Origin of the sequence: Eubacterium sp. AB3007 (assembly GCF_000688015.1) — a bacterium.
Lineage (GTDB): Bacteria > Bacillota > Clostridia > Peptostreptococcales > Anaerovoracaceae > Aminicella.
Genome location: NZ_JIAD01000001.1, coordinates 1,726,766 through 1,743,479, shown reverse-complemented (window position 1 = coordinate 1,743,479; position 16,714 = coordinate 1,726,766). Strand labels below are relative to the sequence as shown.

The 16,714-nt window shown below is 54.1% G+C and carries 18 protein-coding genes; 7 read left to right on the top strand and 11 right to left on the bottom strand.

Annotated features, from left to right (window positions below):
- Positions 1-5: 5 nt before the first annotated feature.
- From P156_RS0108295 to cobT, 4 genes are read right to left on the bottom strand one after another with little or no spacing between them, the layout of a single operon-like run.
- Positions 6-902, bottom strand: a complete 897-nt coding sequence (locus P156_RS0108295) for a hypothetical protein (protein ID WP_185752178.1) — start codon at positions 900-902, stop codon at positions 6-8.
- A gap of 27 nt (positions 903-929) precedes the next feature.
- Positions 930-1,745, bottom strand: a complete 816-nt coding sequence (locus P156_RS0108290) for an adenosylcobinamide-GDP ribazoletransferase (protein WP_027869727.1) — start codon at positions 1,743-1,745, stop codon at positions 930-932.
- A 3-nt stretch (positions 1,746-1,748) separates the two neighbouring features.
- Positions 1,749-2,285: a bifunctional adenosylcobinamide kinase/adenosylcobinamide-phosphate guanylyltransferase gene (locus P156_RS12125; RefSeq protein WP_051600854.1), complete on the bottom strand. Its 537-nt coding sequence runs from the start codon at positions 2,283-2,285 to the stop codon at positions 1,749-1,751.
- Positions 2,285-3,415 (bottom strand): nicotinate-nucleotide--dimethylbenzimidazole phosphoribosyltransferase, encoded by a 1,131-nt coding sequence (cobT, locus tag P156_RS0108280; protein WP_027869726.1) that lies wholly within the window; start codon positions 3,413-3,415, stop codon positions 2,285-2,287. The genes P156_RS12125 and cobT overlap by 1 nt, the downstream gene beginning before the upstream one ends.
- Before the next feature lie 252 nt (positions 3,416-3,667).
- Here cobT and P156_RS0108275 point away from each other — a divergent pair, with 252 nt between their 5' ends.
- A complete protein-coding gene (locus P156_RS0108275; protein ID WP_027869725.1) occupies positions 3,668-4,588 on the top strand; it encodes a DMT family transporter in 921 nt (306 codons plus the stop codon).
- A 141-nt stretch (positions 4,589-4,729) separates the two neighbouring features.
- A complete protein-coding gene (locus P156_RS0108270) occupies positions 4,730-6,082 on the top strand; it encodes an NCS2 family permease (protein ID WP_027869724.1) in 1,353 nt (450 codons plus the stop codon).
- A 344-nt stretch (positions 6,083-6,426) separates the two neighbouring features.
- On the opposite strand, the gene P156_RS0108265 is transcribed toward P156_RS0108270, so the two are convergent.
- From P156_RS0108265 to P156_RS0108250, 3 genes are all read right to left on the bottom strand, one after another.
- Complete coding sequence (locus tag P156_RS0108265) at positions 6,427-6,615, bottom strand: hypothetical protein (protein WP_027869723.1); 189 nt, start codon at positions 6,613-6,615, stop codon at positions 6,427-6,429.
- Between the two features lie 145 nt (positions 6,616-6,760).
- Entirely contained in the window at positions 6,761-7,399 is a 639-nt protein-coding gene (locus tag P156_RS0108260) for an LURP-one-related/scramblase family protein (RefSeq protein ID WP_027869722.1), read from the bottom strand.
- Positions 7,400-7,897: 498 nt separating this feature from the next.
- The gene (locus P156_RS0108250; protein ID WP_027869720.1) at positions 7,898-8,326 is read right to left on the bottom strand and encodes a hypothetical protein; all 429 of its coding nucleotides are present in this window, start codon (positions 8,324-8,326) and stop codon (positions 7,898-7,900) included.
- Positions 8,327-8,364: 38 nt separating this feature from the next.
- Here P156_RS0108250 and P156_RS0108245 point away from each other — a divergent pair, with 38 nt between their 5' ends.
- The 4 genes from P156_RS0108245 to P156_RS0108230 all read left to right on the top strand — a co-directional run bounded on the left by P156_RS0108245 (position 8,365) and on the right by P156_RS0108230 (position 10,320).
- The gene (locus tag P156_RS0108245) at positions 8,365-8,685 is read left to right on the top strand and encodes a hypothetical protein (RefSeq protein ID WP_185752177.1); all 321 of its coding nucleotides are present in this window, start codon (positions 8,365-8,367) and stop codon (positions 8,683-8,685) included.
- A 101-nt stretch (positions 8,686-8,786) separates the two neighbouring features.
- Positions 8,787-8,963, top strand: coding sequence for a hypothetical protein (locus P156_RS13360; protein ID WP_185752176.1), 177 nt, complete (start codon positions 8,787-8,789; stop codon positions 8,961-8,963).
- Between the two features lie 69 nt (positions 8,964-9,032).
- Complete coding sequence (locus tag P156_RS0108235) at positions 9,033-9,683, top strand: HAD family hydrolase (RefSeq protein WP_034802425.1); 651 nt, start codon at positions 9,033-9,035, stop codon at positions 9,681-9,683.
- 82 nt (positions 9,684-9,765) lie between these two features.
- Positions 9,766-10,320 carry a phosphoribosyltransferase family protein gene (locus tag P156_RS0108230; RefSeq protein ID WP_027869717.1) on the top strand — a complete coding sequence of 185 codons (555 nt, stop codon included), beginning with the start codon at positions 9,766-9,768 and terminating at the stop codon, positions 10,318-10,320.
- 286 nt (positions 10,321-10,606) lie between these two features.
- Here the strand turns inward: P156_RS0108230 and srtB are convergent, their stop codons facing one another.
- The gene (gene srtB / locus P156_RS0108225) at positions 10,607-11,329 is read right to left on the bottom strand and encodes a class B sortase (protein ID WP_027869716.1); all 723 of its coding nucleotides are present in this window, start codon (positions 11,327-11,329) and stop codon (positions 10,607-10,609) included.
- 84 nt (positions 11,330-11,413) lie between these two features.
- Between srtB and P156_RS0108220 the strand changes: the two genes are divergently transcribed.
- Positions 11,414-13,000 (top strand): phosphomannomutase/phosphoglucomutase, encoded by a 1,587-nt coding sequence (locus P156_RS0108220; protein WP_185752175.1) that lies wholly within the window; start codon positions 11,414-11,416, stop codon positions 12,998-13,000.
- A 119-nt stretch (positions 13,001-13,119) separates the two neighbouring features.
- On the opposite strand, the gene P156_RS0108215 is transcribed toward P156_RS0108220, so the two are convergent.
- From P156_RS0108215 to P156_RS0108205, 3 genes are read right to left on the bottom strand one after another with little or no spacing between them, the layout of a single operon-like run.
- Positions 13,120-13,911 (bottom strand): YARHG domain-containing protein, encoded by a 792-nt coding sequence (locus P156_RS0108215; protein ID WP_027869714.1) that lies wholly within the window; start codon positions 13,909-13,911, stop codon positions 13,120-13,122.
- A 13-nt stretch (positions 13,912-13,924) separates the two neighbouring features.
- Positions 13,925-15,517, bottom strand: coding sequence for a tetratricopeptide repeat protein (locus P156_RS12890; protein ID WP_027869713.1), 1,593 nt, complete (start codon positions 15,515-15,517; stop codon positions 13,925-13,927).
- A 15-nt stretch (positions 15,518-15,532) separates the two neighbouring features.
- Positions 15,533-16,696 carry a zinc-ribbon domain-containing protein gene (locus P156_RS0108205; protein ID WP_027869712.1) on the bottom strand — a complete coding sequence of 388 codons (1,164 nt, stop codon included), beginning with the start codon at positions 16,694-16,696 and terminating at the stop codon, positions 15,533-15,535.
- Positions 16,697-16,714: the final 18 nt, after the last annotated feature.

Here is a 16,714-nt window from a genome sequence, read left to right as displayed (position 1 = left end):
CTCCTCTATTTCTGGCCTCCTCCCTCTTCCGGCAGGATGCCCCGGGACCTCAGTGTCTCCCGGAAACTATCCATAGAATGATAGATCTTCATGTTACCTTCCTGGTCGTAGGAAAGCATTTCCTTATATACGGCCGCGTCCTTCAGGAAGAACTTCCGTTGGAATGCCTTGAACTCCGGCGTGATCTTCATGGACCCGATCCGATTGGAGGGGGCGTTGTCTCGCACGTCGAACTGCCGGGCTACTTCTCGGATACCGTTCTCATCTACCTTGTACAGGTAACCGTCCCACAGGGTCTCCGCACCGGCTCTCTGGAAAACGATGGAGATCGTCCGTTGATCGCCGGAGACATAGACAACCGGGTGGATGTTTAACTTCTGGTCCCTGATCTTCTTTCGGAGTTTCAGCGGAACCGTCCAGATCTTCCCTTCGTTGTACAGGGCTACACTCACATTCCCCATATACATGCCATCGTAGCTGACGCGGGTATATTTCCCGTCCTTACTCTCGTAGGACAAAGCCGGGTGGTCGATACAGAGCTCGGGAATCCCGTCCCCATCGTTATCCACAAAGATGGCCGCGATGCTTAGGTTCCTCTGGGACCTTGTCGGTTTCCGGTAGTTGGATGCCCTCTTCTTCTGCAGTGTCTCCAGCATCTTCAGTCGAGGAAGGAAGTACTCCTGAAGGGCAGCCTTCTGTTGGTTCTCCAACTGGCGCTCTGCCTCGACCCGGGCCTTCTCCTGCGCGACCTCTCTGGCGCGAACTCTGTCGAAGCTCCAGAAGACTACCGCCGCCAGCACCACCACCAAAGTTACTAACAGCACGGTGAACAGCCTGCGGTTTTTTGCGATCTTCTCAACGATTTCCTTCATTGATAACAACTCCTCACTATAGTGTGTCATTGGGACATCTCTTTCTGTCGATGCCCGTCACCCAGACAGTCCTGCCAGCACCGCCAGCACCAGCACCCCTGCCAGCTCGCTCCAGCAGATGGTGTATCCTGCGATGTCTCCGCTCATGCCGCCCAGATTCCGCCGGGCCCGCTCCATGGCGATGCATCCCGCCAGGAGCACCAGGGCACCGTCCGTCAGACAGACCCACCAGAAGGGACCAGCGAAATAGGCCGCTGCCAATACCGCTGCTACCATAAGCAGCAACACCATCCCAATATATTTCTGTTTCCCCTGCTCTCCAAAACTCTTGTTATATTGGCTGTGCCCGATGGGTCTGTGCACCAGCACCCCCATAGCCGCCGTGCCCCGGCTCATCACCGGAAGCAGGAACAGTCCCCACAGGAGCCGGGGGCATGTCCTAAGTGCCTGTTCCAGAAGGCTGTCCATCGACACATAGAAGGCCAGCACCAGGAACACTACGGTAACCACCGCGAACGCCCCCACGGTGGAGTCCTTCAGGATTCGCTGCCGGTCCTCCAGGGGCCTTCTGGACAGGATGGCGTCGTTGCAATCCATGAACCCGTCCATGTGCATGAACCCGCACACGGCATAGATATAGAAGGCGGCCGCCAGACTGATCAGATGCGTCATGGACGCGCTGTGGGGAAATCCGGAGATGGCCAGTTCCAGCCCCTCAACAAGCAGCAGCCAAAGCCCGCCGATCACTGCCCCCACAAGCGGCAGTAACGCCAGCATCAGATTATTCAGTTTGCTGTCCCACCTCTTATATGGGCAGGGGAGCACTGTAAAGTTCCCCCACACCATGGAGAAGGCGGTCGTCAGATTTTTCATTCTCTATTTCCACCTCCGGAAGGTGCCGAAGGATGCCTCCAACACCTGGTCACAAGCCTGGGCCAGTGCCCGGTCACACCCGGCCAATGACCTTCGGTAGTTCTCTGTCCAGTCGTCGTACTGCCCGGCATCTGCGTAGATGTAATCAGAGACGAACACCGTGTTCCCGGTCTCCTCGGCAAAACGTACCAGATCCGCCTTCACCCGCGCACCGGCCTCGGGATCATACACGCCTCCCTCCCGGAACATCTCGTTGGAGAGAAGGGCCGTCACGCTATCCAGCAGGAAAGCTCCGGCTTTGTCCACATCCTGGCGGGAAAGCAGCGCCGTGAGATCCAGCGGCTGTTCCAGCGTCGTGAATCCCCAGCCCTCCCGGGCCGCAAGGTGCCTCACGATCCTGTCCCGATCCTCCTGATCATGGGGGATCATGGTGGCGATATAGTAGAGGGGCCGGCCGTTCTCACGCGCCATGTCCCGTGCCAGTTCCTGGGCGTGCAGGGACTTGCCGTTCTTGCATCCACCGCTGATGAATATATTCATTAGAAGAAGTTCCCTTTCTTGATGTCCTCCAGATAGGCTGCATCGATGGAGCCCTCTGCCAGTGTTTTCATGATGCTCATGGTGGCGCAGGAGGCCTCCAGGATCTTGAAGGCGATGGGGCATCCGCTCCCCTCGCCCAGCCGCATCCCCAGATCAAACATGGGAGTCAGCCCCAGCCGCTCCATGGCGGTGGCGTACCCGATCTCGGCGGACTTATGGGAAGCGAACATGTAGTTCGTCACCAGAGGATTGAACTCTCTGGCCATGCAAGCCGCCACGATGGAGATGAATCCATCGATCACCACCGGCATTCTGTTTCGGGCCGCGCCCAGGAAACATCCCGTCATAGCGCAAATATCGAACCCTCCGATCTCGGCCAGCATTCCGATGGGATCCATACCCCTGCATCGCTCCGACGCTTCGCCTACGATCCGTACCTTGGCGGCCAGTCCCTCGTTGTCCAGTCCTCCGCCCCGGCCTACCAGCTTCACCGGATCCACACCGGTGAGGGCGCCCAGCAGGCAGGAACTGGTGGTGGTGTTGCCGATCCCCATCTCGCCGATGCCGGCAAGCTGTACCCCAGCCTGCTTCATGGCATCTGCTGCCTCGAACCCGGTGAGGATTCCCTGAACGGCCTGCTCCCGGCTCATGGCCGGGCCCTTGGCCAGGTTGGCGGTTCCCTTCCCCAGGCTGCGGCGCACGATCTGCACGGGAATAGTCCCCTCTTCTGTCAGCATGTCGTCGGTGTACAGATCCTCCGGGATGTCCATGGCCACCCCCATATCCGTCACCAGCAGGTCGATCCCAAAGTACTTCACCTGGGAGCTGACACCGGTGATTCGGCGGGTAAAGTTGATGGTCTGGCTCAGGGTCACCGACTGGGGGGCCGATGCCACGCCTTCCTCCACCACGCCGTTATCTGCACTGAAAAGTGCGATGCACTGCCGCTTCACCTCGTTGTCTTTCACCTCTCCGGTGATCCCGGCCATCTTGATGGAAAACTCCTCCAGTTTCCCCAGACTCCCTGGCACTTTGGCCAGTTCCACCTGCCGCGCCGCGGCAGCTTCCATGGCCCTCCGGTCCGGCGCCTGGATCTCCCGGGCTAACGCCCACACTCTTTCCTCCGACACGCATCCTTCCTCCTTATTATTGTAAGTTCATACAACCATAGTAGCATATTTTTATCCGAAAAAAAACCCCGCCCGACTTGTAAACCTTCATTTTATAACATATAATTGTAGTGGATGTGTCAGAGGTGTGTTGGTGTGTGTCAGAGGGGACGGTTCTTTTTGACACACTCAGCGCAGAGTGTGTCAAAAAGAACCGTCCCCTCTGACACACACCAACACTCAAAACCCTTAAGAGAAAACGGAGAGACTACTATGAGCAAACGAGCACGCGCAAACGTCATGCTGTTCATTACAGCATTCATCTGGGGATCTGCTTTTGTAGCCCAGAAGGTGGGCGCCGACATCGGCACCTTCACCTACAACGGAATTCGGACTTTTGTGGGCGGATTGACCCTGATCCCGGTGATACTCATCATGGATTCCATGCGGAAGAAGAAAGCCCCGGCGGACACCCGCACAGAAGAGGAGAAGAAAGCCGACCGGAAGATGTGGATCATCGGCGGTCTCTGCTGCGGGTTCGCCCTGTTCGTGGCGTCCACCCTGCAGCAGTACGGCATCTACTTTACCACCGCCGGCAACGCGGGGTTCATCACCGCCCTGTACTGCATCATCGTCCCCTTCCTGTCCCTGCTGGTAGGCAAGAAGATCCGCTGGATCGTCTGGCCAGCGGTAGTCCTGGGCGTCATCGGCCTGTACCTGCTGTGCATCAACCCTGCAGAGGGGTTCCATCTGCAGAAAGGCGACTTCTTTGTATTGCTTTGTGCCTTCGCCTTCGCCTGCCACATCATGGTCATCGACTACTTCTCGCCGAAGACCGACGGCGTCAAACTCTCCTGCGTGCAGTTCCTGTTCGCCGGAGCCATCGGCATGGTGCTGATGTTTATCTTTGAGACACCGGATCTGTCCGCCATCCTGGAATGCTGGTTCCCCATCCTCTACGCAGGCGTCATGAGCTGCGGCGTGGCCTACACTTTGCAGGTGGTGGCCCAGGCCGACGCCAATCCCACGGAGGCATCCCTGATCCTGTGCCTGGAGTCTGTGTTCGCCGTCATCACCGGCGCCATCATCCTGGGCGAGAGCATGCACATCCGCGGCTACATCGGCTGCGCACTGATCCTGGGGGCGGTGGTCCTGTCCCAGCTCCCGGAGAAGTCGGACAAACTCAAGGCCTAACCCCTGCACAAAGCTTTGTGCACCGAAAAATCGTCAGCGGACGCGTTTCCGCTGACTTTTTCTTTGACAAGTACGGGTTCTGCATATATAATAAATGTGTATTTTTTTGTTACATCCAGAGCAAAAGGAGAATGTTGAATTATGGAAAAGTTTTTCAAACTGAAGGAAAACAATACCGACGTAAGGACTGAAGTCACCGCCGGTGTTACCACCTTCCTGGCGATGGTCTACATCCTGGCGGTCAACCCGAACATCCTGTCCGCTGCCGGCATGGACAGCGCAGCGATCTTCACCGCCACCGCCATCTCTGCAGCCTTCGCCACACTGATCATGGCCTTCTACGCCAACTACCCGGTGGCACTTGCTTCCGGCATGGGCCTGAACGCCTACTTCGCCTACAGCGTCTGCATCCCGATGGCAGAGCAGGGCATCAATGATCCCTGGAAGATCGCCCTGGCCGCCGTCCTGTGCGAAGGTATCGTCTTCATCCTGCTGTCCTTCACCAACTTCCGTGAGAAGCTGGTCAACGAGATCCCGCAGAACCTGAAGACAGGCATCACCGCCGGCATCGGTATGTTCATCGCGCTGGTAGGCCTGAAGGGCGCCGGCATCGTCATCGGCAGCGAGTCCACACTGGTGGATATGGGCCACGTGGGTACTCCGCAGTTCGTACTGGCCGTGGTCGGCTTCATCATCATCGCGGTGCTGAACCACTACAATGTACAGGGACACATCCTCATCGGCATCCTGGCCACCTGGATCCTGGGCATGATCGCACAGGCTGTCGGCTGGTATCAGGTAGACGTTGAGGCTGGCGTATTCTCCCTGTTCCCCAGCTTCCATGGCGGTTTCCTGCCCTCCAAGATGAACTTCTTCTCTTTTGACTTCGCCTGGATCGGCGGTCACGTCGTAGAATTCATCACCATTATCTTCTCGTTCCTGTTCGTAGATATCTTCGACACCGTCGGCACTCTGATCGGTGTGGCCTCCAAGGGCGGCCTGCTGGACGAGGAAGGTAAGCTGCCCAGAGCCAAGCAGGCACTGCTGGCAGATGCCATCGGTACCTGTGCAGGTGCCTGCATGGGTACTTCCACCGTTACCTCTTACGTTGAATCCAGTGCAGGTGTTGTGGCAGGCGGCCGTACCGGTCTGACTTCCCTGACCACCGGCGTGTTGTTCATTCTGGCGCTGTTCCTTTCGCCGATCTTCCTGGCGATCCCGGGCTTTGCCACCACTCCGGCACTGCTGTGGGTCGGCCTGCTGATGGTCAGCTCCATCAAGAACCTGGACTTCGATTCCGACGTAGCCGATGCAGTGGCTGGATTCCTGGCATTCATCATGATGCCGTTCACCTACTCCATCGCCAACGGCATCATGTTCGGAATGATCTCCTGGGTACTGATCAAGCTGTTCACCGGCAAGTTCAAGGAGATCACCGGCATCATGTGGATCTGCTTCGTGCTGTTCGGACTGCGTATCTGGACGCTGATGTAAGAAGGTCTTTTGCGATTTACCACCACGCACTCACAAAACACGCGGCGTGCCATTTCTGGCACGCCGTTTTTTTTCTGATAGCCCCTAATGTCCCCGCTCCCTCCGTTTCCCGCTCCCCCTCCGTTTCCCAAATCCTACATTCCGCTATTTTTGTTCCCAACTTGCGTCATGCTGACCTCTTGGATACCAGATTTCCCATATTGGCGGTTTTCTGTATCCCAAGTGGTTATTTTCAACAATCCTATTCCCAATGGCTCCAAAATCATGAATCTGGAAACCCAAGTCAGTATAACGAGCCCCAGATATTCCCCGCCTTTAATAACATGACCACCCTCGTCGTTTCTTCACTCTTCCATTCTGTCTGCAGAGTCCTCTTCCTTGGGTGGGGCGGTATCCTGACCGGGCTTTTCCTTCCCCTGTTCGATCAGCACAGACAGCTTGCGGTTGATCATATATAACGGAACCAATACAGCAATAATAACTATCAACTCGAAGATGTCGCTTCGGAACGTAATAAAAAAATTGTACAACATCGTATCCCTCCTCACTCGGATCATCTCAGATTCGGCATGCAGGCTGCCGAACCCAAGATAAACCAGTGATTAACAAGTACAATGCAATCTTACCATATCGATACTAACACGCTACTAACGCCTTGGCGATGTGTGGCCACTGCCACTACGAGGAAGATCCGACACTTGCCGAAGTGCCTTGCCTGTCACGGATCATGTGCTGCAGCGCGATCAGGATCGCGACGACCTCTTCCTCGTGTTCCGGCTTGTATATATCAGCCGCATACTTATCGTGTATGGAAAAGGCCTTCTGGCTCACCAATGCGATCAGCTCACCCCCCACGTCTCTGATGGAGAAATTGAGTTGCAACAGGTTCCCCTCCAGGCGCCAACCGAGGCCTTCAAGGTTCGTGACGTCTTTTATCAGATGAAAGAGTTCGTTGGATAACATGAAACGATTTCCGTTTTCCATCTCCACGTAGCGGCGTTCATGCAAAGAGACCAGCTTCCGCTCGATATGCGCCACATGACGTCCGTCGGAGCCGTAGATGTCAGTCTTGTCATGGATGGAAGGGAACTGAGTCTCTGCGCGATAGACGACGCAGCCCCCGCCATCCGTGATCTCAATGCGATGATGAAGCGTGAACACCTCCGACGATGTATACAGGCTCCTCGCGGGAACCCCGTATTCCTCCTTGTTTCTGGTGTCGGCCTCTTCTCCCGGTCCGCTGTATCTCTGCTGCGATATGCCCACAAGCACAAAGCAAGCCACCATGGTGAAAACCAAGAGAATCATCCATTCCATTCACTTCCTCCTCTCATTTCCAAATCCGCAGTAGATCTCCCCTCCGACATTGTACAGTCATACACCCCCTGCTCTTATCAGCGAAGGCGCCCTCGCGAGCATCCTTATGGCAGTTTTCCATATTGTTATGGCAGTGCCATAACAATAGCCGATTTTGCCATAAGAAATCGCGGGTTTTGTCCGTTTTCTTATGGCATTTCCCCCTATGCTTATGGCACTGCCATAAGCATAGATGATTTTGCCATAATCCCAATTTCAATTTATTGCTATCAGCAACCACGATATCGACAGTCTCCTCCTCTTCTCTAAGAAAATAAAAATCAGTTTCTAATTCGCCGTAAATCAGCTTGCCTGATTTTATTAAAGCGATGTGCTTTTGGTCTGCATGTCTTTCACCCGAAACGCATTTCAAATCCTTGTATGATTAGTTGGAAGCTAAATCATACTCTCCTTTCCAATTACTGTTTGTGTCATAATACAATCAGATACTGTGGACTTTTAATACTCTACAATCTTCGAATTCATCGAAAGCTTCTCCTTCTTCTTTCCTGCATTTGCACGAAACACCGCATGTACCCGGTACACTCCCTTTTCCACATTTTTCTTCTCTGACATATTCAACACCGTGCCTTTCGTGGTGCTGCCCCATTTTTTTATCGTTGCCCATGAGCCTCCGGTTTTCTTTTGAATCGACATCTTGCACGTCATCTTTGTCGTGATACCTGGTATCCCTGTACTTTTCGCAGTTGCTGCCGCGGTACCAGACGCATTGATGGAAAGTCCCACACTGGTCCTGGTCGAATACAAATTGTACGGCATCACTTTAAACGGTTCCAATCCATCATCAGCAAATACACAGATCTGACCGATACCCATCAGCAAGCAAACCACTGTGCTCAGAACAATAACTTTCTTTAGAACAATCAATACCCACCTCCTTGTCTATGCGCTGACCTTACATACCTATGTTCGAAGGGATCGCTCCACGGGAGCAGTGGACGATCACTCCCATGAACGCATCGACCGATTCCGGTGATGTGAGTCAGATCATGCCGATGAACCTGTTCACCGCGGCAAGCTGGCCTGTGGGCGTCGCCCCTCATACCTGGCAAGCCACCGCCTGCAGCGGATCCACTCTTGGAGAGAAGTCCGCACACTGGGCTGCCGGCGTCATGGCAGCGACTGCCTATGATATACTGACCATGCCCGAAGAGCGAGAAAAGATACGAAAAGAATTCCAATCCCGACGGGTCGAGGATTACACGCCTATGCTCGCAGGCGAATAATATGGATCCGAAACCGTCATATCGATTAGATGATATGGCGGTTTTGTGTTATTATAAATAGAAATGGTTGCCCACTCCCTATGAACCGGAAGGAGAGGAATATGGGAATAGCGGTTTCGGAATTGCTTGCTAATGATTTCTTCAGAGACTTCGAGGTAGTTGCAGGAAGAAAGGGAATCAACAAAGAAATACAAGGGATCACGACCCTTCAATACGATCAGGAAGCGGATCGACCGCGCCAGCGAGATGATAGATATCGACTGGAACGATCCGGTTGAAAGACTTAAGACCATATTACTACTGCAGTTCCTTGAAGCAGACAGTTATTATAATAAGGAGTAAAGATTATGTATCAACTAGCTATTTTCGATCTTGACGGCACACTGCTGGACACGCTGGATGACTTGGCGGACAGCGTGAACATGGCTTTGTCCGAGTACGGACTGCCCCCACGCACACGCGAAGAGGTTCGGGACGCCACGGGCACCGGGACGGATAACCTGATCCGGCTGTCGGTACCGGAGGGCACGCCTGCCGAGATCACCGCCCAGGTCACAAAGTTCTATCGCCGGTGGTATGGCGAGCACTACAACGTAAAGACCAAACCCTACGAGCATATCCGGGAGATGCTGGATGCCTTGCGGGCGGGCGGTTGCCGCATTGCCGTGCTCACCAACAAGATGGAGGACGTGGCGCAGGAGCTTTGTGCCTCGCATCTGGAGTTTCTGCCGGATCTCATCGTCCGGGGACAGAAGGCAGGCATGCCGCTAAAGCCGGATCCAGCGCCGGTGCTGGCCATCATGGAGGAGGCGGGCATAGGCCGGGAGCAGACTATCTACATCGGGGACTCGGAGGTGGACGTGGCGACGGCCCGCAACACCGGCATCAAGTGTATGTCCTGCACCTGGGGGTTCCGGAGCCGGGCGCAGCTAGTGGAGGCCGGGGCAGAAAATATTCTGGATACGCCCCTTCTGCTTGTGACAGAAATATTGAAATGATAGTTTAATCGTAGTATAATGGACAGGTATTTGGGGCACTGCGCTAGCCTGTGCCCATCACTGACACAGAAAGGAAGCTAACATGTTTTACGAAATGACCATTGCCGGGTGCAAGCGGAAGCTACGGCTTTGTCCGGTAAACGACGACCTGTACATTGGAGCGTTCATTCTCTTCGGGGATGTAGAGCTGACTATCGCCGCCTCCAAGGCGCTGCTGGAGAAGGCGCCGGAGTTTGACGCCATCGTCACTGCGGAGTCCAAGGGCATCACCCTTGCCTACGAGATGGCGCGGCAGTCCGGGAACAAGGATTTTGTGGTCGCCCGTAAGGAAGAGAAACTCTACATGAGCAACGTTGTGAAGACCAGAGTGGATTCCATCACCACCGATCACGTACAGAAACTGGTCCTTGGCGAGGACGAGGTGGAGACCCTCTCCGGCAAGAGAGTTCTGGTGGTGGACGATGTGATCAGCACCGGCGGTTCCCTGAAGTCGCTGGAGAAGCTGCTGGCGCAGGTCGACTGCGAGATCGTGGCGGAGATGACAGTACTGGCGGAGGGTGACTCCCGCGGCCGGGACGACATCATCTACCTGGCGGAGCTGCCGCTGTTCGACCGGAATGGTCAGCCTATCGAATAACATATATCAGGAGCTGCCTCAAATAGAGGCAGCTCCTTTTGCATGCCGGATGTGCGTTCATTTATGGTGGGCATTCGGTTGGGCTTTCGGTCCGAAGTAGGCGTTTGGAGTCCCGTCCGCTGCGACCTCCTGCCGTAACGCTTTCCTTGAAAAAGCACAATTCGCAAAATCTGAAGGAGTCGTTGAAAAAAGTTCCTTGAAACAGATCTTTTCAGGTAGTTTGAAGGAATTCAACACCAGGCGGGGACGTCACTCCCGGGTAAACGCGGACACCTTCTGACGCTCGTTATTTCTCCCTCAGCACCCCGAACACCAGGTCTCTGGCATTCTCGTAATCGTAGGCGCAGGTGCTGAGCATGACGATGTGATCCTCTGTCGTTGGCTCGACATCCGTATCCAGCACAGACTCCGCATCGATCTGGTTCAGATATTCCTGCTTCTCCTCGTCATCCTGAAAATCGATCTTGTAGAGCGGGCTGTCCACCGGCACCTCCATGGCGGCGAACACATGAAGATCATAATCCCGCTTGGGGGTGAAGATCTGCATGACTTTGTGTTTCTCGTAGAATCCATCCTCCAGATAATCCGCAAGGCTGTGGAACATGCTCCCGTCCTTCATGCGGTGTCCATAGATGATGGTATTGAAATCCTTGAATTTCGGGTCGTTGGCTGCCGCCATGAATATACTGCCCTTGAAATCATACTCTCTGTTGATCAGACGGTGTAGGTAATACTCGTCGTCCTCGCCCTGCAACACCGGATAGTCGATGACGGTCCCCGGATTTCGGATCCAGGCGACAGTATCCCCGTTGATCTTCAGGAGCTTGTCCCAGTTGATACCCTTCTCTCCGGCATCCACCTGCTCTGCTACCTTATTATAAACAGTGGTGCCTACCTGATACTTCCCGATCAGGCGGACGATGTTGAACAGACTCACCGCGATGATGATCAGGAGAATGATAACAATCAGCAGGAAAGGCAGGCTGCTTTTCTTCTTTGATTTTGCCATAATAGGACCTCCGTATCGACATTTTATCATATTCCTTCCCACTTTGCCACCGAAGCGTGATACAATGTATATGAGTTTTTTCTGATGAGAAAGGAAGTTATCATGAGCACCTACGACTACAAAGCCCTGCAGAACGGCAGCGACATCCGTGGTGTCGCACTCCCCGGTGTCCCTGGTGAGGATGTCAATCTGGACGCCGAGGCGGTCACCCGTCTGGCAGGTGGATTTCTATACTGGCTGTCTTCCAGGACCGGCAAGAAACCCTCAGAACTGACCGTGGCGGTCGGCCGTGATTCCCGCAGCTCCGGCGAGGATATCAGTGGCCTGTTCGAAGGATCACTGGCAGCCCGGGGCGTACGCACTCTGGACTGTGGTCTGGCCTCCACACCGGCCATGTTCATGGCCACCGTCTTTCCCGAGATCCAGGCGGACGGCGCGGTCATGGTCACCGCCAGCCACCTCCCCTGGAACCGTAATGGCCTGAAGTTCTTCAGCGCCGATGGCGGCCTGGACAAGGGGGACATCACGGACATCATCGTGTTCGCGGAATCTTCCCAGATCCTGAACATGATGCCCGCAGGCACCCCCTCCGCTCCAGAAGAGACGGACCTGATGAGCCTCTACACTGCCCACCTGCGCAATCTGATCGTAAAGGCGGTGGAGGGCACGGACGCCCCTGCACCTTCTGGGTCGACTACCGGAAACGCCGCTGGCCCCCAGCCCCTGGCCGGCCTGAAGATCGCCGTGGATGCCGGCAACGGTGCCGGCGGCTTCTACGCCACTCAGGTACTGGCCCCTCTGGGAGCCGATGTGTCCGCCAGCCAGTTCCTGGATCCCGACGGCACCTTCCCCAACCACATGCCTAACCCGGAGAACAAGGAAGCTATGGCCGCCATCCGCCAGGCTACTCTGAACGGCGGCTGCGATCTCGGCCTGATCTTCGACACCGATGTAGACCGCTCCTCCGCCGTGGACGAGCAGGGCCGTGAAATAAGCCGCAACGGCATCGTCGCCATGGCCGCTGCCCTCATCGCGGGGGACTGCCCCGGCACCACCGTGGTCACCGACAGCATCACCAGCAACGAACTGACCGAGTACCTGGAAGGCTCCCTGGGCCTGAAGCACCTGCGCTTCAAACGCGGTTACCGGAACGTCATCAACAAGTCCATGGAACTGAATCAGGCCGGCACCGATAGCGCCCTGGCCATCGAGACCAGCGGCCACGCCGCCTACAGGGAGAACTATTTCCTGGACGACGGCGCCTACCTGGCCACCAAGATCGTGATCCGCACCGCACTGCTGCACCGGGAAGGAAAGCCCATCTCCTCCCTGATCGCGGACCTGAAGGAGCCGGTGGAGTCCATCGAGATCCGCATGCCCATCACCGCCGCCGATTTCGGCGCCTGCGCAGACAAAGCCCTGGCCGCCATTTCTGACTTGCCGGCGGCCGATACCGCCCTCACCTATGAGGTGGTTACCCCCAACTACGAAGGCGTCCGCATCGCCTTCCGCGGGCCGGTCAACGGCTGGTTCCTGCTGCGCAAGTCCCTGCACGATCCTATCATGCCCCTGAACATTGAGACAGATCGGGAAGGCGGCGCCGCCCTTGTCTGTGCAAACCTGAAGGCACAGTTGGCCGGGATCGAAGGCCTGGATACGGAGAAACTATAACGAGCGCCCTGGCCTCCACAAAACCGTCCCCGCTTTGCCATAGCGAAAAAAAGTTATCGTGGGAATTCTTTCCCACGATAACTGCATTCTAAAGGCAAATTTGATGAGCACGTCGGCAATCAGCCATATATCTTTTTATTATAATGTGCCAAATTGTCAACATTCGCCTGTTCAATATCATTAAACTCTGCATTCACTTGATCCATTGTTTTGGACGATGGGTTGTACCAGTCACAGTCCTGGTATTTTTCCAAATACTTCGCCTTGCCCCCGAAGTTATACCCATGCCTCGCATATATCTCATTGACAGCGTCATGCAAAGCATCCTCACTGAGATTCTCATACTCGCTCTTCTCAATCAGTCGATACGAGCTGTCCGGAAATATGATACTATCACCAGGATAATCCGTGTCACCCACACTGTCGTTACCTTTGTCAAGAGACTCGTCATCCTCTGTCGCGCTTTCCTCATTGCTGAAATCCACCGCGCCATCGCTCTCTTCCGCATTCTTATCAGATCCGGTCTCCGACTGCGCCTCATTGTTTGTGGTGACTGTCGTTTTTTCTTTTTCCGCGTCAGTCTTATCTTTGTCCCCCGTCAGAAACCAGATCACTCCTGCGGCTACCGCAATCACCATGAGTACCGCCACAATGATCGCAATGATCTTGCCGATCCCCCTGCCTCCCGGTTTTACCACAGTCACAGTATCATAAGGAGGATATTCATCCTCTTCGAATTGCTCCTCCCCAAAATCGATCACTTCTGTCATCTGCCCAGGCCCCGGAGAAGCCTTCCGCGCAATAGGTTCAGCGGCCTCATGCCCTTGTTTTCCTCCACAATACGGGCAGAACTGGGCGTCATTCTTAATTTCCTTTCCGCAATACTTACAAAACATCTTCTTTCCTCTCATTCCTGCAGCAACATCAACTATTCTCCCGATACTCTTTCCCTTCCAGGCTCATGCTTCCTATCGTGGGCACATCATATTCGTTATGATTACAGAAATAGATCGTCTCTTTCCAGAGTCCTAAACACTCCGGCACCTGAAGATCCTCATCATTGCCCAAAAGAAACTCTTTTTCTTTTTTACTACGCAGGTTAATACGCTGCAGCTTTGCATTCGTATCGTCCTGAACAACGACCGCAAGTTCATTGTTCCTTATAGCGAAGTCTGAATTGCCAGGTTCAGAGGGCTCATCATACGATGAATAAACCTCCTGTTGAAGCAGCAACTCCTGATTCTCCAGTGTATCCTCATCCACTCGGTAATACGCCATTGTGGCTGCATTATCCTCTTCTTCGTCACTGGTTCTGGCAGCAAGGTAAACTTTGTCTTTATACAACACCATAGATTCGATACTCGAATCGTCTTCGGCATTGTAAACGGCCTGCGATTCCCCCGAATTGATGTCCAGTTTTTTGATGAGGCTGCTATCATTGTCCGTCTCCTGGTCTCCCAACTGAATGACGAAGAGACTGGATCCATCGGCCTCAAAACCCTGCATGTAGTCATGAGGCGCATAGATCGTTTTCTCATTATTCCCATCCAGGTCTGCCTGTCCGATCGTGGTGATGCATTCACTGCCTGGTTCATCGGAAATGGTATTCCTGAAAAAGTATAGCTTTCCATCTACCAGTCTTAATTGGCCATAGCTGATACTTTCTTTGTCTTCGTGGCGGGTTTCCAGCAGCTTCTGATACTCTTTCCCATCTTCACGAACCTTGCATATATCATCAGAAACGGAAACGTCCTCCCTATTCTGTTCCTGCCTGAAATAAATGTACTCTCCCCACATATTCAGGTCATATAGTACCATACTGCCATCTTCTGGTGCGTCTTCCGGTTCCCAGATCGTCTTCAGAGTTCCATCTTCCTTGATACGGCTGATACATCCACAGTGAGGCGCATTCGCTATGTACGCTCCCTCTTCCGTTTCCAACAGAAACCCCTTGTTTGACAGATTGGAAGAAGAGTTCCCTCTGTTCAGAATAGCGGCACGATCGATTCCGTTATCCTCTCGTGCTGACTGCTTATCTATCTCCTCATTCACCTCCCGCAGCGCCTTCTTGTTTCTGGTCTTACTGTAGACCTCACTTAGGCCAGTGTTCGCATCGGGGTTCTTCGGGTCGAGGGTCTTTGCCTTCTTGTAATCCTTCTCCGCCTTCTTCAGCACTTCCCTGTCGCCTTTGTCATCTTTCTTCTGATCAGCCACTTTCACATAAGCGTTGGCCCTCTTCACAAGGGTTTTCGGGTTCTTCTTATCGATCTCTATGGCCTTGGTGTACTGAGCCACCGCCTCCTCGTAGTGTCCTGCCTGAAGTTCCTTGTCTCCCATGGCGATGAGGGCATCCGCTTCCTGATGGTGCTTTCCTTCCATGATCTTCAGTGAACCAATGCCGCCTCCGAACCCGAGTACACAGATCAGAACCACTGCCACCAGGACAAGTTTTTTTCTTTTCTGTTTCTTCTCGTAGAGACTGTATAGCTCTTCCGTTCTTTCTGTTTCAATGTTCATCGGCGTCCCCCGTGTTTATTTGATCCTGACCTGCAGCACCACATCTCCTTCGCTGCTCTTCACCTTGAACTTTTTACCATCTTCTACTCCCGCGGGGATCTTCAGCTGCTTGACCTGACCGTCAGGGAGTCTTAATTTCTTCACCGCACCTGCTTCCGCTTCCTCAGCGCTCACATTCAGGAGCATGACCTTGGGTTTCTGCGGTGCAGGGTTATCTCCTGCCAGATTCTCATCCTGACGGGTCTTCTCTATCTGAAGCTGCCCCTTCTCCTGTGGATCTGCCCCAGCATCCACCACCCGGGTACCGCACTTCTCGCAGAACAGTGCCCCGTCCTGGAGCTTTGTGCCGCACTTGTGACAGAATCTCGCCTCTGGTTCCGGCGGTCTCTCCGTCCCGCACTTGGGGCAGAACTTCGCACCACGCTCCACATGGTTCCCGCATTCCGGGCAGTCCCAGCTGCCAGCGTGCTGCGCAAAGCTTTGTGCATCCTTAGCCACATCCTTCGCCTTCACAGCCACCTCAGAGCTTATATTTCCGACGTACGCGAGTGCCTTCTGTCCCCACTCTGTTCTCTGCAACAGCCTCTGATAGTAGCCGATGGGCACGGCGAACAGCACAGCGATCAATCCCCAGAGCGTGGGACGAACGCCCAGATCAGCCGGGTTTATGTAATCATTGCTAAGGTAGCCGAATCCATCAATCAACTCCATCATCTTCGAATTGGCATAGATACTCAATACGATGAAGACAAGAAACAGGACACACATCAATCCAAGGAACACCGGAACTCCCCTTGTCAAGCTCCTTTCCTTGATAATTTCAAAGAGCGCAAGGATCGCGGATAACACGGTGAGTATAAACAGGAACAGATACAGCCCGAACAGCACCAGATACTTTGTCCCGTCCTCTGTGTCCTTAATATCGTCCATATGCTTCAGGGCTATGAAAGCCGTAGATGCCAGGTCCTTTGGTGAGACGGCGAGATCCTTGTAATTCCTAACCAACGTTCTCCCTTCGTCATCCAGTGCAGAGCTGGACATATTTTCGATGATTTCCGAATCCAGAGCAGCCCTCGCCTCGCTGCTTACCCCTGTCATGGTCATCCATGACGAGAACAGGAACAGAAATGCAATACATACCATCACTACCTGTATGATTTTCAATGTCTTTGCACTCATATCGCTTGCCTCCCTACT